Annotated in this window: 20 protein-coding genes; 17 read left to right on the top strand and 3 right to left on the bottom strand. The window is 40.8% G+C overall.

Annotated elements, in window-relative coordinates; all coding sequences use genetic code 11:
• Nucleotides 1–76: 76 nt before the first annotated feature.
• From V2H41_RS05560 to V2H41_RS05550, 3 genes are all read left to right on the top strand, one after another.
• Nucleotides 77–1,357 carry a glucose-1-phosphate adenylyltransferase gene (locus tag V2H41_RS05560; protein ID WP_330974146.1) on the top strand — a complete coding sequence of 427 codons (1,281 nt, stop codon included), beginning with the start codon at nucleotides 77–79 and terminating at the stop codon, nucleotides 1,355–1,357.
• A 116-nt stretch (nucleotides 1,358–1,473) separates the two neighbouring features.
• A complete protein-coding gene (locus tag V2H41_RS05555; RefSeq protein ID WP_330974145.1) occupies nucleotides 1,474–2,832 on the top strand; it encodes an MFS transporter in 1,359 nt (452 codons plus the stop codon).
• A gap of 30 nt (nucleotides 2,833–2,862) precedes the next feature.
• Nucleotides 2,863–4,722, top strand: a complete 1,860-nt coding sequence (locus V2H41_RS05550; protein WP_330974144.1) for a glycoside hydrolase family 13 protein — start codon at nucleotides 2,863–2,865, stop codon at nucleotides 4,720–4,722.
• Nucleotides 4,723–4,790: 68 nt separating this feature from the next.
• Here V2H41_RS05550 and topA read toward each other — a convergent pair whose 3' ends face one another.
• Nucleotides 4,791–7,349 (bottom strand): type I DNA topoisomerase, encoded by a 2,559-nt coding sequence (gene topA / locus V2H41_RS05545; protein WP_330974143.1) that lies wholly within the window; start codon nucleotides 7,347–7,349, stop codon nucleotides 4,791–4,793.
• A 185-nt stretch (nucleotides 7,350–7,534) separates the two neighbouring features.
• Nucleotides 7,535–8,374, bottom strand: coding sequence for an alpha/beta hydrolase (locus V2H41_RS05540; protein WP_330974142.1), 840 nt, complete (start codon nucleotides 8,372–8,374; stop codon nucleotides 7,535–7,537).
• 98 nt (nucleotides 8,375–8,472) lie between these two features.
• Between V2H41_RS05540 and V2H41_RS05535 the strand changes: the two genes are divergently transcribed.
• From V2H41_RS05535 to def, 10 genes are all read left to right on the top strand, one after another.
• The gene (locus V2H41_RS05535; protein ID WP_330974141.1) at nucleotides 8,473–9,237 is read left to right on the top strand and encodes a Rossmann-like and DUF2520 domain-containing protein; all 765 of its coding nucleotides are present in this window, start codon (nucleotides 8,473–8,475) and stop codon (nucleotides 9,235–9,237) included.
• 44 nt (nucleotides 9,238–9,281) lie between these two features.
• Nucleotides 9,282–9,803 (top strand): KdsC family phosphatase, encoded by a 522-nt coding sequence (locus V2H41_RS05530; RefSeq protein ID WP_330974140.1) that lies wholly within the window; start codon nucleotides 9,282–9,284, stop codon nucleotides 9,801–9,803.
• A gap of 46 nt (nucleotides 9,804–9,849) precedes the next feature.
• A complete protein-coding gene (locus tag V2H41_RS05525; protein WP_330974139.1) occupies nucleotides 9,850–10,770 on the top strand; it encodes a geranylgeranylglycerol-phosphate geranylgeranyltransferase in 921 nt (306 codons plus the stop codon).
• Nucleotides 10,771–10,776: 6 nt separating this feature from the next.
• Nucleotides 10,777–11,349: a Maf family nucleotide pyrophosphatase gene (locus V2H41_RS05520; RefSeq protein WP_330974138.1), complete on the top strand. Its 573-nt coding sequence runs from the start codon at nucleotides 10,777–10,779 to the stop codon at nucleotides 11,347–11,349.
• Nucleotides 11,350–11,424: 75 nt separating this feature from the next.
• A complete protein-coding gene (locus V2H41_RS05515; RefSeq protein WP_330974137.1) occupies nucleotides 11,425–12,678 on the top strand; it encodes a DUF2851 family protein in 1,254 nt (417 codons plus the stop codon).
• Nucleotides 12,679–12,812: 134 nt separating this feature from the next.
• Nucleotides 12,813–13,397 (top strand): hypothetical protein, encoded by a 585-nt coding sequence (locus V2H41_RS05510; protein WP_330974136.1) that lies wholly within the window; start codon nucleotides 12,813–12,815, stop codon nucleotides 13,395–13,397.
• Between the two features lie 140 nt (nucleotides 13,398–13,537).
• Nucleotides 13,538–14,077: an RNA methyltransferase gene (locus tag V2H41_RS05505; protein ID WP_330974135.1), complete on the top strand. Its 540-nt coding sequence runs from the start codon at nucleotides 13,538–13,540 to the stop codon at nucleotides 14,075–14,077.
• A 2-nt stretch (nucleotides 14,078–14,079) separates the two neighbouring features.
• Nucleotides 14,080–14,988 (top strand): UbiA-like polyprenyltransferase, encoded by a 909-nt coding sequence (locus tag V2H41_RS05500; protein WP_330974134.1) that lies wholly within the window; start codon nucleotides 14,080–14,082, stop codon nucleotides 14,986–14,988.
• A 33-nt stretch (nucleotides 14,989–15,021) separates the two neighbouring features.
• On the top strand, nucleotides 15,022–15,429 hold the full coding sequence (ruvX, locus tag V2H41_RS05495) for a Holliday junction resolvase RuvX (RefSeq protein WP_330974133.1): 408 nt from the start codon (nucleotides 15,022–15,024) through the stop codon (nucleotides 15,427–15,429).
• Nucleotides 15,430–15,521: 92 nt separating this feature from the next.
• Nucleotides 15,522–16,100, top strand: a complete 579-nt coding sequence (def, locus tag V2H41_RS05490; RefSeq protein WP_330974132.1) for a peptide deformylase — start codon at nucleotides 15,522–15,524, stop codon at nucleotides 16,098–16,100.
• Between the two features lie 16 nt (nucleotides 16,101–16,116).
• Here the strand turns inward: def and radC are convergent, their stop codons facing one another.
• Nucleotides 16,117–16,803 carry a RadC family protein gene (gene radC / locus V2H41_RS05485; RefSeq protein ID WP_330974131.1) on the bottom strand — a complete coding sequence of 229 codons (687 nt, stop codon included), beginning with the start codon at nucleotides 16,801–16,803 and terminating at the stop codon, nucleotides 16,117–16,119.
• Between the two features lie 98 nt (nucleotides 16,804–16,901).
• On the opposite strand from radC, the gene V2H41_RS05480 reads away from it, so the two are divergent.
• From V2H41_RS05480 to V2H41_RS05465, 4 genes are all read left to right on the top strand, one after another.
• Nucleotides 16,902–17,948 carry a ribose-phosphate diphosphokinase gene (locus V2H41_RS05480; protein WP_330974130.1) on the top strand — a complete coding sequence of 349 codons (1,047 nt, stop codon included), beginning with the start codon at nucleotides 16,902–16,904 and terminating at the stop codon, nucleotides 17,946–17,948.
• A gap of 25 nt (nucleotides 17,949–17,973) precedes the next feature.
• Entirely contained in the window at nucleotides 17,974–18,561 is a 588-nt protein-coding gene (locus V2H41_RS05475; RefSeq protein ID WP_330974129.1) for a 50S ribosomal protein L25, read from the top strand.
• Nucleotides 18,562–18,753: 192 nt separating this feature from the next.
• Nucleotides 18,754–19,329, top strand: coding sequence for an aminoacyl-tRNA hydrolase (gene pth, locus V2H41_RS05470; RefSeq protein ID WP_330974128.1), 576 nt, complete (start codon nucleotides 18,754–18,756; stop codon nucleotides 19,327–19,329).
• A gap of 26 nt (nucleotides 19,330–19,355) precedes the next feature.
• Nucleotides 19,356–19,967, top strand: a complete 612-nt coding sequence (locus V2H41_RS05465) for a fumarylacetoacetate hydrolase family protein (protein ID WP_330974127.1) — start codon at nucleotides 19,356–19,358, stop codon at nucleotides 19,965–19,967.
• The last annotated feature ends 38 nt before the right edge of the window (nucleotides 19,968–20,005 follow it).

The following is a 20,005-nucleotide window of genomic DNA, read 5'->3' as shown; positions in this document are numbered from 1 at the left end:
ATCAACTGAACTAATATTTATACAGATCTTGTTTATTTCAACCCGAAAGTAAATGAAAGATTAAAACATAAATCATATGAGTATTTCGCAGGAAGTTATCGCAATGATTTTAGGAGGAGGTGCAGGAACAAGACTGTATCCTCTTACGAGCAGCAGGTCAAAACCGGCCGTACCCATTGCCGGCAAATACAGATTGGTAGATATTCCTATCTCCAACTGCATTAACTCAGACATTCATAGAATGTTTGTGCTTACACAGTTTAATTCTGCGTCGTTAAATCGGCATATCAAAAATACCTATCACTTTAGTGCTTTTAGCACGGCTTTCGTTGATATACTTGCTGCTGAGCAAACACCGGATAACCCCGCCTGGTATCAAGGAACTGCGGATGCTGTAAGGCAATGTTTAAGACACTTAACTGCTTTTCCAAGCGAATACGTGTTAATTCTTTCGGGAGATCAGCTCTATCAGATGGATTTTAATAAGATGCTGCAGCATCATAAAGAATGTGGCGCCGATATTTCTATTGCTACCATTCCTGTAGTGGATAGAGAAGCTACAGAGTTTGGTATTATGAAAGTAGATGAAGGTAATTACATTCGGTCTTTCATTGAAAAACCATCTAGAGATGTGTTGCCCGACTGGGTGAGTGATACTGGACCTGCCATGCAGCAAAAGGGAAGAAATTATCTGGCCTCGATGGGTATTTATATCTTTAATCGACAGCTGCTTTTCGACTTGTTGTTAAAAATATATCCCGATGCCACGGATTTCGGTAAAGAAATTATTCCGGCTTCTATCGATGCCTATAAAGTAGCCAGCTATCAATATGAAGGTTACTGGACCGATATCGGAAATATACATTCTTTCTTTGAAGCCAATCTGGAACTCACGGCCGATATTCCTGCATTTAACCTGTTTGATAATACTAAATCTATTTATTCCCGTCCGCGCATGTTACCTCCGGCTAAAATCAGTGGTACAACACTGGAAAAAACCGTTATTGCCGAAGGATGTATCATCAATGCTTCGCGTATTGAACACAGTGTGATTGGAATACGCTCTCGCATTGGCTACGGTTCTACAGTGGTAAGCTGCTATATGATGGGTAGCGATTTCTACGAAACCATCGACGATATTACTAACGAACAGACGCGTGGCATACCGCCTATAGGCATTGGTAAAAGATGTTATATCCGCAACTGTATCATTGATAAAAACTGTAGGATAGGGGACGATGTACGGCTGAATGGCGGCCCACATCTCGAAAACGCCGATACCGAGCTCTATACCATTAAAGATGGTATTATTGTAACCAAAAAAGGTGCGATTTTCCCCAATGGATTTGTAATTTAAAACATAACACCCCGCGAAAGCGGGGTTTTTAAATGGATAAATTTTATTGTGTACTTAATACATATTATATTTGACTAGCCAAATAGGCATTATTTATAAACATATAACGATTGAGCATGTCATTCGTCTCCAAAATCTCCAAGCCACGCTTGTCTTTAGTCCAGATTATCAATATGAGTATGGGTTTTCTGGGTATTCAAATGGCTTTCGGTCTTCAAAATGGAAATGCCAGCAGAATCCTGGCCAACTTTGGCGCCGATGTGCATCAGCTTTCCTGGTTTTGGTTGGTAGCACCTATTACGGGCCTGATAGTACAACCTATTGTGGGGTATCTGGGTGATCATACTTGGTCTAAAAGATGGGGCAGAAGAAAGCCTTATTTTTTAATAGGTTCAGTATTATGTGCACTGGGATTGGTTTTTCTGCCTAATTCTGCAAGCGTAACTTCCTTTATAGGTGCCAACGTATTGTTGCTGGCGGTACTATTTCTGGCATTGATGGATGCTTCGGTAAATATTTCCATGGAGCCCTTTAGAGCACTAGTGGGTGATATGCTTCCTAAGGAACAGGGTACATTGGGGTTTGGCGTGCAAACCATACTGATAGGTATAGGAGCAGTTGTTGGTTCGGCTTTGCCATCTTGGCTTACCGCTTTGGGCGTATCTAACACGGCTCCCGAAGGATTTGTGCCGGATAACGTGATTTATTCGTTCTATGTAGGTGCGCTGATTTTGTTGCTTACCATAATATATTCAGTAGTAACTACAAAAGAATATGCTCCGGAGATCTTAAAGGGTTTTAGCGAAGGAAAAGAAGCAATATCAACTAAGCCTCGTTTCAGAGATATTTTTAAGGACTTCGCCAATATCCCTGCAGTCATGTGGAAACTAGGGGCAGTGCAGTTTTTTAGCTGGTTTGCACTGTTTACGATGTGGGTATTTACTACCAGTGCTATTGCTACACATCACTTTGGATTAAATCCTTCGGATACTAGTTCTGAAACTTTTAGCAGGGCTGGCGATTTTGTAGGTAAGCTTTTCGGGATGTATAATTTGTTTGCCATTCCTTTTGCGTTTTTAATGATTCCGTTGGCGCAGAAATTGGGTAAAAAACAAACGCATGCACTGGCATTGTTATGCGGGGGGATAGGACTAATGCTAATGTATGTGATAAGGGATACAGGTTATTTGTGGTTGAGTATGTTGGCAATTGGTTTTGCATGGGCCAGTATTTTGGCGATGCCTTATGCCATGCTTATTGAAAGTATTCCGCAGCATAAAATGGGCATTTATATGGGGATTTTTAATTTCTTCATTGTGATCCCTCAAATAATCAACGGTATTATAGGCGGCCCGGTAGTGAAGACAATCTTTCATAATTATGCTATTTACTACTTAGTCGTTGCTGGTGTGCTAATGATAATAGGTGCCATTTGCGTATTGCTGATTAGGTTCCCTGCAGAGAAAAGCCACTAAATATTTCACTAACCTATAAATACTTCTGTAATGAAAAAGCTTTTTGCCATACTATGGCTACTATTATTTTCTTTCATAATACAAGCGCAAGATATTGAAGTGTATCCAACGCATTGGTGGGTGGGGATGAAGTGGAACACCGTACAGCTGATGATACGTGGAAAAAACATTGCCGAAAGCGTTCCGATGGTAAAGATGCGCCCTGAAGGTATGGCGCTGGCTCCGGGTGTAAGATTGAAGCAGATAGATCATGCCGAAAATAAAAACTATGTATTTTTTGATATTGAAATTGATGCAACTGCTAAGCCCGGCTGGATTACACTTCCTTTTGTAGGGAAAAAAGGCGTGAAGTATGAGTTAAAACCTCGACGTGAAGGTAATGGAACCCTTTATGCTATGGGAGTCACCTCCGAAGATTTGATCTACCTGATCATGCCCGACAGATTTAGCAACGGTGATGAAAGCAACGACAGGATACCCGGCATGCTGGATCAGTCACTGCGGCGCGATACCGTTTTCAATCGTCATGGAGGAGATTTAAAAGGTATTCAAAATCATCTCGATTATTTGTATGACCTCGGTGTTACTACTTTATGGTTGAATCCGGTAATTGAAAATGATATGCCGGAGCGTACGGAGCACGGTTATGCGTTTACCAACCATTACCGCATCGAGCGCAGAATAGGGGGTGAAAAGGCATATAAAGAACTGATCAATGCTTTACACGCAAAGGGGATGAAGATTATTCAAGATGCCGTGTATAACCACGTAGGTACCGAACACTTCTTATTTAAGGATCAGCCCGATAGCAGCTGGTTCCATCGCTGGCCGAAGTTTACTCAGACTAGCTACAAAGATCAGGTATTGTTCGATCCCTATGCATCACAGGTGGACAAAAAGCTCATGAGCGATGGTTGGTTTGTTACCTCTATGCCTGATTGGAATCATGATAATGAAATGGTGCAGAAGTTTCTCATCCAGCACGCTATCTGGACGGTGGAGGAGTTTGGAGTGGACGGCTGGCGGGTAGATACCTATGCGTATAACGATTTACACTTTATGAACCGTTGTAATCAGGCTTTATATGATGAATTCCCTAATCTTACCATATTTGGAGAAACCTGGGTACACGGCGTGATCAATCAAAGTTATTTCTGCGCAAATAATTTTGCAATTGATTTTAAAAGCAACTTACAAGCTACTACCGACTTTCAAACCTTGTTCTATGGCATTCAGCCGGCGCTTACAGAGCATTTCGGCTGGACCGAAGGTGTGAATAAACTCTACACCACACTGGCGCAGGATTTTGTATATAAAAATCCCATGCGTCAGGTGATTTTCTTAGACAACCACGATTTACCCCGTTTTTATAGTGTATTGAATGAGGATACGGCCAAATATAAAGCGGCATTTGCGTGGTTACTTACAACACGAGGTATTCCTCAGATGTATTACGGAAGTGAAGTGCTAATGACAGGCACCACTCATCCTAATGACGGATATGTGCGCCAAGACTTCCCTGGAGGATGGCAAGGGGATCCGGCTAATAAGTTTACTGAAGCAGGAAGGACGAAGAAGGAAAATGACGTATTCCACTACATCCGCAAGTTGGCTAATTTCCGCAAATCTTCTTCGGCTATTAAGACCGGAAAGCTGATGCAGTATGTGCCTTACGAGGGCATATATGTTTACTTCAGATACGATGATCATCAAACAGTGATGTGTGTAATGAATACTAACGATCAGCCTAAAATCCTATCCCTAGATAGATTTTCGGAACGAGTACAATTCTTTACCAAAGCACGAGATGTAGTGACAGATCAAATTGTTTCGCTAACCGATCCGTTGCAGATTCCTCGGTACACCACACTAGTCATGGAATTGCAATAGATAAATCATGCATAAAAAAATGAACCGCCATCACTGATGGCGGTTTTTATAAGTCTTATTTTTTGCTTCTATTTTTTCTTTTTAGCAGCGGCTTTCTTCTTTGCTGCAGCTTTTTTCACTGGCTTGTCAAAGGCAGTGGGATCTTCGGCAAAAATCATTTGCTTCACGGTATCTAGCGAAACAGCAGCCAGTTCCTCAGCTGTATATTTTTCTCCGTTCTCTTTTCTACCTAGTTTGAGCATTTTCTTGCCGAATCTTATGAATGGGCCCCAACGACCATTTTCGATAGCGATTTTTTCTTCGGGCCATTGCTGGATGTAGCGATTGGCTTCTTTTTCTATTTTGGCTTTGATGAGTTCTTCAATATCTTGCTGCGTGAGATTGTCAAAATCGTACCGTTTGGGAACGTTAATGAACATATCGTTCCATTTAATGAAGGGGCCAAATCGGCCTTTGCCTTTGGTAACGGGTTTATCATCGTAAACAGCTATGGGAGCATCGGCTTTTTGTTTTTCCTGAATAAGTGCTATTGCACGATCTAGGTCTACACTAAACGGATCCTCACCTTTAGGAATGGATACAAATTCCTCCCCAAATTTTACATAAGGCCCAAAACGGCCGATATTTACTGATACTTCCTTGCCTTCGTATTCGCCTAGTACAGCAGGGAGTTTGAAAAGGTCCAAGGCTTCTTCTAGTGTGATGGTTTCAATACTTTGTCCTTTTTGCAAAGATGCAAATCGAGGAGTTTCCTCTTCATCGGCGCTGCCTATCTGCACCATAGGACCGTAGCGACCCATGCGCGCTATAACAGGTTTACCACTTTGAGGGTCTATGCCCAGTTCGCGTTCACCTTTGATGCGCTCTGCTGTTTCTATTGTTTTTTCAACGCCTTCCTTAAACGGATTATAGAATTCGTCTATCATTTTGTTCCATTCCAGCTTCCCTTCTGCCACTTCATCAAACTCTCCTTCAATGCGAGCTGTGAATCCATAATCCATGATATCGTCAAAGTATTGTTTCAGAAAGTCCGTAACCACAATTCCCAAATCGGTAGGAAAAAGTTTTGCTTTCTCTGCACCCGTAATTTCTGTTTGTGTAAACTGTGAGATTTTATTGTCTTTTAATGCCAGCACACGGTAATCTCTGGGGGTGCCTTCCTTATCGCGTTTTTCCACATACTCTCTTTTGATAATCGTGGAAATGGTAGGAGCATAAGTAGAAGGACGGCCGATGCCTAGTTCTTCTAGTTTCTTTACCAGCGAAGCCTCGGTATAACGGGGCAGGGGACGGGTGAACTTTTCTGTAGCAGTCATTTGTATTAAAGGCAACTGTTGCCCTACCTGCAGATTGGGTAGTGTACCTTCCTGGGTTTCGTCTTCGTTAATGTCTTCTTCGTCCCTGTCTTCACGATACACTTTTAAGAAACCTTCAAATTTGATGACTTCACCGCTGGCGGTTAATTGTTCCTTATTGGTAGAAATATCAATGGTTGCGGTAGTTTTTTCAAGCTGTGCATCTGCCATCTGGCAAGCCATGGTTCTTTTCCATATCAGCTCATACAGTTTTCTCCATTCGGGATTATCTACTGTAGTATTGCTCATATAGGTGGGGCGGATGGCTTCATGCGCTTCTTGTGCACTCTGGTTTTTATTTTTAAAGCGCCGGAATTGATGGTAGTTTTCACCGTACATGCTTTTGATGGTAGTGCTGATATCTTCCAGTGCTGTATCACTCAAATTTACACTGTCGGTACGCATGTAGGTAATATATCCGTTTTCGTACAGCTGCTGTGCAATCAGCATGGTTTTACTTACGCTATAGCCCAATTTGCGGCTAGCTTCCTGTTGTAAAGTTGACGTAGTAAAAGGTGCAGCGGGTGTACGTTTGCCGGGTTTTACCTGTATATCGCTCACGGTATACTCGGCATTGATACAGGATTGTAGGAAGGCCTCGGCTGTTGCGCTATCGCTATATTTCTTTCCTTCGGCTTTGAACTGAATATCTTTTCCGGTACTATCAGCGGCGCTGAAAAGTGCTTCCACCTTAAAATTGCTCTGCACCTGAAAAGCATTAATTTCACGCTCTCGCTCTACAATTAATCTTACCGCTACACTTTGTACGCGTCCGGCACTAAGATTATTTTTAACTCTAATTTTTCGCCACAACACAGGGCTCAGTTCAAATCCCACAATACGATCCAGTACACGTCTTGCTTGCTGTGCCTTTACCAAATTCATATTTAGGGTGCGCGGCGATTCTACCGCAGCTTTAATAGCCGGCTTGGTAATTTCATGAAAGACGATGCGTTTGGTTTTGGCAGGATCTAGGCCCAACACTTCACACAAATGCCAGCTGATGGCTTCCCCCTCACGGTCCTCATCCGTTGCCAACCATACTTCTTCACTTTTTTCGGCAAGCGCTTTGAGCTCACGAACTACTTTTACTTTATCGTCGCTGATAACATAACGTGGCTCGTATTGATTTTCAATGTTAATACCCATGCCGGATTTTTCCAGGTCGCGGATATGTCCGAAGCAACTCTTCACCTGGAATTCCTTCCCTAGAAATTTTTCAATTGTTTTTGCCTTTGCAGGGCTCTCCACTATCAATAAATTCTTCGCCATTTACTTAATTACTATAATTTACCATTACCGGCTATAATACTTCTGTCATTCGTTTCTTGTTGCATTTCAAGCAATTCGATATTCAGTCACCTCATATTAAGGCAGGTAATTTTGGCAACAAGATTAGCACATTTTTTATAAATGCCACTTTTTTGTGCTTAAAAAACCATGGGAAGATACATTTTCTAAAGAAAATTCATCACCTCAGCAATTACATTTTCATCATGATAAATGCGACGGTGTCCCAAATTGTTGGTAAAGATAAAACGGAAATTGGGATAGCCTTTTTGTTGCAATAATTGTGCATCGGATACCGGTGTTATTCGATCGCTTAAGTCGTGTATCCATAATACCGGTCCATGCATATGTGGCGCACAGCGGGCTAGCGAAAACCAGCTGATGTTTTTTCCACTTAGCCTTTTAATGTTGTCGTAGAAATATTCCTGTACTTTCTTGTCAAAAATTTTCATTTCGTCAAAAAACTGCTCGATCAATATTTGGGAATTGGCTGCTGGAGCAATTAATACAGTTTTGATATAGTGGTTGCTTGGCACTTCAGCCAGATGCAGACTAGTGGCTAGTCCGCCAAAAGAATGGGTTATATAAGCATCAAAGGGGCCAAAGTCTTTGTCAATATGGCTCACAAAGTTTTTATATGTAATGGCATTGAGTGTTTTCCCTGTACTGGTGCCATGAGCGGGTGCATCAAAAGCATATACTTCGTATCCTTTTGCCACTAGTTGCAAGGCAAAATGCTGAAATTTTCTAGCATCGGAACGAAAGCCATGTACAATGAGTGCTTTTTTAGAGCTTTTCTCACCCCACCGATACCCAGAAATAGCCAGCCCCTCGAAATGGTAATTCAATGTTTGCACATTTGATACCTCAATAGCTTTGTAGAAAAAGCGGGAATAAGGTGTGCAAAATATTTCAAAAGCTGCATTACCTGCCTTTTGTTTTGAAAAAAGGGATAACAGTCGGATTTTTACCCGAAAATAACTGATGAGAAATTTTTGTACTTTCATGTAACACGAAGATAAAAGCTTGACAGTAGCGCTGTGCATTTGATAATTGTATAAACAATATTGTGTGTATATAGTTTATTAAGTAAAACAAACGTCGGATGGATATTGTTATCATAGGTTCTGGAAATGTTGCAGCTGTGCTGGGCCGTAAATTTGTAGCAGCTGGTCATACCATTGTGCAAGTGCTCAGCAGAAATGCTACTGCGGCATCGGAGCTTGCATACGAATGGGATACCAAGTCTGCTAATTATACCAGCCTGATCAATAAAGACGCTGATGTATATATCATCGCCGTATCGGATACGGCTATTCCTGAGCTGGCAAATGATCTTCGGCTTGGCGATAAGGTGGTAGCGCATACGGCTGCATCTGTAAAGATGGATGTGCTGAAGGAAGTAACTACTAATTACGGTGTTTTTTATCCGTTGCAGAGTTTACGGAAAGAACAAAAGCTTATTCCCGAGATTCCTATTTATATAGAAGCGGTGAATGAGAAAACCCACCACATACTGTACACACTGGCTCAATCCATATATAAAGATCCGCCATTAACTGCAGGCATTGAAAAGCGAGAGAAACTACATGTAGCAGCTGTGTTTGTAAATAATTTCACGAATCATATTTTTTCTCTGGCGGAGTATTATTGTCAGAAAGAAGGAATTACCTTTTCAGAGCTTTTGCCCTTAATTGATAATACATTTGCCCGCTTGCATAGTGCCTCTCCGTCGGATATGCAAACCGGCCCCGCTATTCGAGGCGATAAGGAGACGATACAGAAACATATGCAGTTATTGGAACCCTACCCACAACTTTTAAAGTTATATCAGTTCCTAACAGATAGTATTACTCAAAGTATACGGTAGTCACATCGTTCCAATCTGTTACTTTTGCAGCACAAAATTAAGATATGAATATACTAAGCAGCTTTCGCGAGATTGATACTTTTATTTTTGATGTGGATGGAGTGCTTACAGATGGGGGCCTGCTGGTGCTGGAAGGAGGAGAGATGGCGCGCAGAATGAATGTAAAAGACGGATATGCTTTGCAGTTGGCAATAAAAAAAGGATACCGCATTTTTATTGTAAGTGGTTCGTCGCCGAGCGCAGTAGACACCCGATTGAGAAAGCTGGGTATTACCGAGATTCATTTTCGCGTAAAGGACAAACAAGCTTTTGTAAAAGAATTGGCGACGAAACATCAATTTAATTTGAAGCGTACTTTATTTATGGGCGATGATATACCCGACTTGCCTGTAATGGAAGTGGTTGCCTTAAGTTGTTGTCCTGCAGATGCAGTATCCGAAGTGAGAGCTGCGGCAAAATATATTTCAGAAAAGAAGGGCGGAGAAGGCTGCGTACGGGATGTAATAGAAAAAGTACTGAAGCTTAATGATCATTGGACAGCAGACAGCACTGTGGTATCTGCATGATGAGCTAACGTCGAAAGTTAAAAATTATTAAATATTATAGGGCAGTATGACTCCATTTCTGAAACTAATACGATGGCCCAATTTAGGGTTCATAATATTGACACAGGCTCTGTTTGAGTATTGCATTTATCAACCTATTTATAAAGGCAATATCCCCGACGGGAATACGATTCAGTTTGCCTTACTGGTAGCAGCATCTGTATTCATTGCAGCCGCAGGATATATTATCAATGATTATTTTGATATTAATATCGACTTAGTAAATAAGCCTGATAAAACCATTTTGGGCAAGGTAATCAACAGAAGATGGGCATTGTTGTGGCATTTGCTGCTTAATCTGGCCGGTATAGTATGTACGATACTAGCTGTGCGCACGGCAGGCTGGTACCTGATACTTGCCAATGTGGTTAGCGCCATATTATTGTGGTTATATTCTGCAAGATTTAAAAAAGATGCTATAATTGGTAATGTGATTGTGTCTTTGCTTACCGCATGGACTATTATGCTCATCTTCCTTTCCAAATATTCTTTATGGAATGCGTTCAATAATGCAGATGCTAATCAGGTACGCTTGTTTCGGTTTGCGATACTATATGCGGGATTTGCTTTTATCATCTCTTTGGTTCGAGAAGCGATTAAGGATATTGAAGACATGCCAGGCGACCATAAATTTGGTTGTAAAACCATGCCTATTGTATGGGGTATTAATGCTACAAAAATATACATAGCTGTATGGCTGACTATTTTGATAGCCATATTAGTTATTGTACAGCTGTATGTCTTGCAGTTTCGTTGGTGGGCTGCCGTTGCTTATTGTGTTGTGCTAATTGTAGCACCATTGTTTTATATAATAAGAAAACTGATACAGGCAAATTCTACACAGGAATATCACCATTTGAGTAGTATGACCAAGCGGATAATGCTTACCGGAATTTTATCAATGTTGTTTTTTTATTTTTATTTATAAAGATGCATGAAGGAACAGGCAATTATATTGGCTTCTGCGTCGCCTAGGCGCAGGCGGTTATTGGAATGGGCAGAAGTGCCTTTTGAAGTAAGGGTTCAAGCTACGGAGGAGAATTTCCCGAAAGCATTAACACCGGCCGAAGCGGCAGTTTATATCGCTCGTCAGAAAGCGTTAGCTGTAAGGAATCAAATTGCAGAACACAGAGTGGTGCTTGCTGCAGATACTGTAGTCGTATTGGATGGTGTTATTATAGGAAAACCTAAGGATGAGGCCCAGGCTATCAGTATTCTCTCTCAATTGCAAGGCCAAACTCATGAAGTGATAACAGGGGTGACTATTATGAAAGGCGAGAAGGAGCTATCGTTTGCTGATGTGACGCAAGTAACATTCCATGAACTAACATTGGAGCAGATTCGTTATTATATAGAAAAATATCAACCTTACGATAAAGCTGGAGCTTATGCCATACAGGAATGGATTGGGGTGGTGGGAATAAAGTCCATTAGGGGCGATTTTTATAATGTGATGGGATTGCCTGTAAGCCGTGTGGTAAAGGCATTGGCAGAATTTCTTCCCTGATTTTTTGTAAATTTATTGCAGTTTGTTAATCGTGTTCAGCCCTATAGGGTTGTATAAGGTACCTATGTTAACACTATGAATGAACAACTGCTGCAATTTATCTGGCAATTTCAATACTTTAATCGCTCGGATTTACAAACCACCCAGGGAGAGGAAGTTTATATTATTACGCCCGGAACGTGGAATAAAAATCAAGGTCCGGATTTTACCAACGCACGTATTCGAATTGGTAATACCGAATGGGCAGGAACTGTTGAAATACATGTGAAAGCCTCCGACTGGCAGAAACACCAGCATGCCGTCGATTGTAATTATAAAAATGTTATTCTACACGTAGTGTACGAAAATGATCTACAGTTCTCATCAATCCCGGTATTGGAATTAAAAGGTAGAATAGCTATCAGCTTATTACAGCGGTATACCCAACTCATGGAATCTTCGCATTTTATTGCCTGTGAGAACTTGATTGACAATATATCAGATATTACCATTACATCGTGGAAGGAAAGGTTGCTCATTGAACGACTGATGCGTAAAACCGCACAGATACAACAATATATGGCAGCCAATCAACAACATTGGGAAGAAAGTTTCTGGTGGCTATTGGCAAGAAATTTTGGAACCAAAATCAATGCCGATGCATTTGAAGCGATTGCACAATCGATACCCTTAATCCTATTGGCAAAGCATAAACACCAACTAATACAACTGGAAGCGCTTTTGCTGGGACAAGCCGGTTTATTAGAAGCAGATTTTGAAGATAAATACGCACAACTGTTGCAACGGGAGTATCGTTTTTTAAAAATAAAGTACCAACTGCAGCCTATTGTATATCCTGTTTATTTTTTAAGAATGCGTCCCAGTAATTTCCCTACAGTAAGGCTAGCACAACTGGCTGCTTTGATACAGCAATCAGCGCATTTGTTTTCCAAAATAGTAGCGGCGCCATCATGGGCGTATGTTAAAAAGTGGTTGGAAGTAACACCCAATGATTTCTGGTTGTATCACTACACACTCACTGATGAACCCTATTATAAGCCTAAACCATTAGGTGCCGAAATGATTAATAACATTTTAATCAATTCCATTGTTCCCATGCTGTTTGCTTATGGGCAGGCACATCAGCAGGAACCACTAAAATATAAAGCTATGCAATGGCTTGAAGCTGCAAAAGCCGAAAAAAATAGTATTACCAAGGGTTTTGAGAAAATAGGGTTTATTAATAAGTCTGCCTGGGATTCGCAATCTTTAATCGAATTAAAAAATCAGTATTGTAATCATAAAAGATGTGTTGCCTGTGCCATCGGTAGTGCATTAATAAAACCATAAAAACAAAATCGTTCTCTAAAAAACTTAATTCAAATTAAGAAATAGTTAAGAACAGACTACGCCTGTCAAAATTCAACCACTTTACGCAACTTTTTGTGCCCTTTATTTGTCTTTAATGACAAAAATTGGAAACTATGAACAAAGTAAAAGCATTGTTAGCAGGATTAGCGTTGTTTTTTGTTGCAGGAACAGCAAATGCTCAGAGCATGAAAAACACTTTGAAGATTGGTGCACTTGCGGGTCCATCCGTAGCATCTAGAAATGCAAGTGCAGCGGCTGGATTGAATGTAGCTTATCAAAATCTTATTACGCCGCATTTTGGCTTAGGTGTAACTACAGGTTATCATCACCATTTCGGAAAGGATAAGGACGTAAGTAATACTACCTTAAAAAATAACGACTTTGGTGTTATTCCGGTAGCAGCACTATTTAGATATTATCCAAAATCAGAAGGGATCTACGTAGGAACTGATTTAGGATATGGTGTAATTACCGGCGATGATAAAGTAGCCTCTAATAGCTCTGTAGAGCGTCCTAATGGCGGTTTCTACTTGAAGCCAGAGGTTGGATATCACAATCGCCACTGGAACATTTTTGCCCATTATACCAAAGTGTTTACCGGTAGTGATGGAACCATTCGTGTAAATGGTGCTTCGCAAAAGTATAATGCCGGTATTATTGGTGTAGGTTTGGCATACAACATTGGTCTCGGCCGATAATTAATATTTGCAAACCTATCTTTAGCTATAATCTTTTATGCTTAATCCGGCTTTCAAAGCCGGGTTTTTTTATACTTTGTTGATTTAAGTGTTGTTGCACATTCTGTTCGAGCAAATTGCAGATTTATTACTTTTGCCCGATGCGAAAGTTAAGTATGGAAGAATTGGGCCGAAAGTCCATAGATGAATTTAGAGAGGCTGCTAAAATGCCTATTGTGGTAGTGCTGGAGAATATCAGGAGTGCTTATAATGTAGGTAGTGTCTTTCGTACCAGTGATGCCTTTTTGATTGAAGCCATTTATATAACCGGATACACAGCGCGTCCCCCTCATAAAGAAATTAAGAAAACAGCCTTGGGCGCCGAGGAAACCGTAACTTGGGAGTATTTTCCTAACGCTGCTGCAGCTGTGGAAAAACTACGGGCAGAGGGTTACAAAATTTACGCAGTAGAGCAGGTGGAAAATAGTACTTACCTTCATCAGCTCAACTGGGATGGTAGTGAAAAAATAGCCGTCATTTTCGGTAATGAAGTTACGGGAGTGGAACAGTCCACCATCGATCTTTGTGACAGTGCCATCGAAATCCCACAGTTGGGTATGAAGCACTCGTTAAATATTGCCACAGCGGCTGGTGTGGTTTTGTGGGAGTTGGTAAGTAGAAAAATCAGTAACGTGCTATAAGTATGTCAACAGTGAAGAAATATCTGAGTCTGATAAAATTCTCGCATACCATATTTGCAATGCCTTTTGCAATGATAGGCTTCTTTCTAGGCTTTCGTATTTTTCAGGCAGGGGGTATTGCGAATTATTCTTATCGAGAAACATTTAGTAGCGTATTTCGAGAGAAATGGTTGGTATTTTTATTGGTGATAGCTTGTATGGTATTTGCTCGAAGCGCGGCTATGGCATTTAACCGATATCTCGACCGCCATTTCGATGCAAAAAATCCCCGAACTGCCGTAAGGGAAATACCGGCAGGTATTTTAAAGGCCGACCGGGTATTATGGTTCACGATCATCAATGCGTTATTGTTTATTATCTGTACTTATTTTATCAACCCTCTTTGTTTTTATCTATCGCCAGTAGCATTGCTTGTGATCTTGGGATATAGTTATACCAAACGCTTTACGGCGTTATGTCATATCATACTGGGGTTAGGGTTATCCCTGGCGCCTATAGGGGCTTATCTTGCGGTAACGGGAAAGTTTGATGTACTGCCTATACTTTTTTCTTTTGCCGTAATTTTCTGGGTGAGTGGATTTGATATTATTTATGCTTTGCAGGATGAAGAGTTTGACAGGGATCATAACTTATATTCCATACCTTCTCAGTTGGGAAAGAGAAAAGCTTTAAGGGTGTCGGAGCTTTTGCATGTGGCCAGTACGGCATGTGTGGTGGCAGCTGGCTTGTACGGAGGTTTCGGTTATTTGTACTGGGCTGGGGTGGGTGTGTTTGCAGGCATGCTGCTTTATCAACACAATATTGTAAAACCCGATGATTTGCGTAGGGTGAATCTAGCATTTATGACGGCTAATGGCATTGCATCGGTAGTATTTGCAGTATTAGTAATTGCAGATTTATTTTTATTCTAAATATCGATTTATTTTTAAATATTCATTAATACATTGGCACGTATCCTCGCTATTGATTACGGACTTAAAAGAACGGGCATTGCCGTTACGGATCCCTTGCAGATTATCGCTTCAGGGCTTACTACTATCGATTCTGGTCAGCTCATTCCTTTTTTAAAAGATTATTTTGCTAAAGAAGAGGTAGAAAAAATTATAATTGGATTGCCCAAGAACTGGGATGAAAGCGATACGCATGCTACACCACTGGTAGTAAAAGCCATTAAGCAAATAAGAAAACATTTTCCTAATATGCCTCTCGAAACGGTGGATGAGCGTTATACCTCTAAAATGGCCAAAGATGCCATGTTGGAAATGGGATTAAAGAAAATGCAACGTCGAAATAAGGCCCTAGTAGATGAAATTGCGGCCACCATTATGCTACAGGAATATTTAGGACGTTAAATGCTGCCATTCGACCTTTAATACCGACTTTGCCCTTTTTAATTTCGGATAATTTTCAATATACATTTCTCGGTTTAACTACCTTTGCAGCTATGATCTTACCTATCGTAGCATACGGCAACCCTATTTTACGTAAAGTAGCAGAAGAGATAGACCCGGATTATCCCGGACTAGAACAACTTATTGCAGATATGTGGGAAACCATGTACGCCAGCAATGGGGTAGGGCTGGCAGCTCCACAGGTGAACAAGTCCATCAGATTGTTTGTTGTGGACAGTCAACAGGTTTTTGAGAGTATGGAACCGGATGATGAGGAACGCGATAAATATCCCGATGCCCCGGGCATAAAAAAAGTATTCATTAACGCCTATATAAAAGAACTAGGTGGAACTCCCTGGTCTTATAGCGAAGGATGCTTAAGCATTCCCAAAATAAGAGAAGATGTGCAGCGCCCCGAAACGGTAACCTTAGAGTATGAGGACGAAAGTTTTGAACTACATACCGAAACTTTCACGGGCTTATCCGCACGTATTATCCTGCATGAATACGACCATATTGAGGGCAAATTATTTATTGACCATCTGCCTCCTTTGCGTAGAAAACTATTGCAAAGCAAACTCAAAGATATTGCTTCCGGCAAGGTGAAAGTGCATTATAAAATGATGCGTTAAAGACACGTCTCAACGACTAAAGCATATTGTTATCAGCGAAGCTATAGTATCCTAAGTCGCTGACAATTATATGGTCTAGAATTGTTATATCAAGTAATTGCGCAGCTTGTCTCATTTTTGCTGTGAGTAATTCATCTGCCTTACTGGGTTGGAGATTGCCAGATGGATGATTGTGACTGAGAATGATATTTACGGCGTTCTTTTCTAGTGCTTTTTTCAGTATAATGCGTGGATCCGCTACTGTGCCGGTAATGCCTCCCTCGCTGATAATATCAAAGCTGATAAGTTTATTAGCCCGATTGAGGTAAAGTACCGCAAAAATTTCATGGGTGTAATCTTTTAATCTTTCCTTAAGGAAAAGAGCTGCATCTTGGGAGGACTTGAAGGTTGCTGCTTCAGGAATACTGCCCTGTTGTCTTCTGCGTCCCAGCTCTAACGCTGCAGCAATGGTAATGGCTTTAGCCTCGCCAATACCCTTGATTCGCATGAGATCTTTTATAGATAATTTGCCGATTTTGTTTATATTATCATCACCCATCTGCAATACTTCTTTAGCTAAGTCGAGTGCCGATTTTTGTGCTGTGCCGTTATGAATAAGAATGGCCAGTAGTTCGGAATTGCTCAGTCGTTGAGGTCCGTGTAACAATAGTTTTTCTCGGGGACGGTCATCTTTAGGCCACTGCTTGATGCTTGTAGTTTTCATAGAGTGATGCTTACACAATATTAAAAAATAATTCTATTATTATTTGCTGATATTTTTCTTAAGCTGATGAGCAATTATTTATGCATATTCGAAACGTAATGTCATTAAAAACTCTGTCTTGTCGTTCCGAAATCAGAAGAAAAAAAATATCTTCGCCGCTCATTACACACTACACTATGCACACAGCTATTTCCATTCCGCATTCGGCAAAAATTTTTTCAGGATCCGCATCCAAAGAGCTTTGTACTGAAATCTGCTCCCATTTTGGTTGTGAAGAGGGTAAAGTAAATATTCAGCGTTTTGCTGACGGGGAAATATCTCCGAATTACCTGGAAAGCGTACGGGGTGATTATATTTTTCTGGTACAGAGCACTTATGCCCCGGCCGATCATTTGATGGAGTTACTGCTGATGATCGATGCCGCTAAAAGAGCCTCGGCTTACAAAGTAATTGCGGTGCTACCCTATTACGGGTATGCTCGCCAGGATAGGAAAGACCGCCCTCGTGTGGCTATCGGTAGTAAATTGATAGCCAACATGCTGACTGCAGCAGGTGCTGATCGTATCATTACGATGGACCTCCACGCGCCTCAAATTCAGGGGTATTTTGATATTCCGGTGGATCATTTGGACAGTCACGCGGTTTTTATTCCTTATATTGAAAAGTTACAATTAAAAAACCTTACCTTTGCGGCCCCTGACGTAGGCGCTACAAACCGTATCAGGGAAATTGCCAGCTATTTTAATGCCGATATGGTGATTTGTGACAAACACCGTAAGCGTGCCAACGAAATAGCTAGTATGACACTGATCGGGGATGTAGAAGGTAAGGATGTGGTAATCATTGATGATATTTGTGATACCGGTGGCACTTTGGCTAAATGTGCAGGACTGATTAAGGAGAAGGGTGCCAATAGTGTAAGAGCCATGATTACGCATCCGCTGTTGAGTGGTAAGGCTTACGAGAATATCGAAAACAGCGTTTTGGAGGAATTGGTAGTATGTAATACTATTCCGCTCAAAAAGCAAAGCCCCAAAATTAAAGTAATTTCTGTGGCACAGCTGTTTTCGGTAGCCATCAAGCACGCATTTGAAAATAAAAGTATTACCAGCTTGTTTGTGCACTCAAACCTGCGTACCAGTTAAAAGCAAATTTTAAAACAACATAAAAATGAAAACAATTACAATCGAAGGACAACTGAGGACCGAATTTGGCAAAAAAGCCACCCGCCAACTTCGCTCTCAGGGATATGTGCCTGCTGTAATTTATGGGGGTGCAAAAGAAATCAACTTTTACGCGCCAGCAGCAGCGTTTAAGCCACTGGTATACACATCAAGTTTCCAGTTAGCTGAAATAAAAGTTGATGGTACTGTTTACAAATGTATTTTAAAGGATCTGCAATTTGATAAAGTTACAGATGCGTTGATCCATGTGGATTTCTTGGAGCTGGTAGAAAACAAGAAAGTAATCGCTACCATTCCGCTGAAATTTACAGGTACTGCCAAAGGAGTGAGAGCCGGTGGACGTTTTGTAGCTAAAATTAAGGCAGTAAAAGTAAAAACCCTTCCTAAAGATCTGAAAGAAGTGCTGGAAGTACCTATTGATGATCTGGAAGTGAATGGAAACATTCGTGTTGAGGACATCAAAGCTCCAGATATGGAGATTCTGAACTCTCCACGTATCCCGATCGCTTCAGTAGTTATGACAAGACAGTTGCGGCAAGAAGAAGCAGCTGCCGCTGCAGCCGCTAAGAAGTAAAATTCTTAAATTTGCATATAGCCCCGTAAAAAGCGGGGCTATTTTTTTATCATAGCTGTATGCTAAGAGAAGGTGACCGAGCGAATGTTGATGACAACTAACTGTTGCGGATTTTGTTAATTATCTAAAAGTCATCACCTTTGCAGGATTAACCAGAGCATGATATATATTTTGTATTTTTGATAGACCAACATGAAGTTTTTAATTGTAGGGTTGGGAAATATCGGCAATGAATATGCGCATACCAGGCATAATATCGGGTTTGATGTTGTGGCCGCTTTTGTACAAAAGCATCATGGTGACTTCAGGCAGGATCGGCTTGCTTATGTGGCTGAAATTAAATGGAAAGGACGCTTATTCATATGTATCTGTCCTACAACATACATGAATCTGAGCGGTAGGGCATTTAAATATTGGCTGGATAAAGAGAAAATTGAATTAGGCAATACATTAACTATAGTAGATGATTTAGCATTGCCTTTAGACAGATTAAGAATGAGGGGGTCCGGAAGTGATGGGGGGCATAATGGCCTCAAAAGTATTCAGGAAGCCATCAATTCCGTAGACTATCCCAAGCTCAGATTTGGTATAGGCAACAACTTCCCTAAGGGCATGCAGTCCGAGTTTGTATTAGGCAAATGGACTAAAGAGGAAGAGCCTATCGTTAAACTGAAAATTGAAAAATCTGTTGAAGCTATTGAAACGTTTGCAACTCAAGGTCTGAATGCTGCTATGAACAGCGTTAATAGTCAGACGTATTCATTGTAATGTAAGCCTGATAAAAACATGATTGTATGAAAATTTTTTGTATTGGCAGAAATTATCCTGCACACGCAAAAGAATTGGGGCACGAGGTACCGGAAGATCCGGTGGTTTTTTTAAAACCAAAGACTGCATTACTAAAACCACACTTGCCCTTTTATTATCCGGAGTTTACCAATGAATTGCACTATGAATGCGAACTGGTGTTGCGCATTTGTAAAAACGGACGCTACATCAATAAGCGCTATGCTCACCAGTATTACGATGCCATTACGCTGGGTATCGACTTTACTGCAAGAGATTTGCAGAATAACCTAAAAAAACAGGGGTTGCCTTGGGAAAAGGCAAAAGCTTGGGATAATTCTACAGTAGTGGGTAAATGGATACCTATTAGTAATTTCCCGAATGCAAAAGATATCAAATTTAAATTCTACAAAAATAATGAGCTAGTACAGCAAGGTAATTCGGGTGATCTTTTGTTCAGCTTTAATACTTTGCTGACTCATATTTCCAAATATTTTTCACTCAACATAGGAGACTTAGTATTTACCGGTACGCCACCCGGTGTAGGAGAGGTAGTGCCCGGAGATGTATTGGAGGGGGTACTGGAAGGCGAATCCGTATTGAATTTAACAGTTAAATAAAAAAATACTTCTACATACGATAAAAGTCGCACTGAAAA

Source organism: Niabella digestorum (assembly GCF_036409055.1).
Taxonomy (GTDB): Bacteria; Bacteroidota; Bacteroidia; order Chitinophagales; family Chitinophagaceae; genus Niabella; species Niabella composti.
Note: the sequence above shows the minus strand (reverse complement) of the source record. Positions and strands in the feature narration are given on the sequence as shown.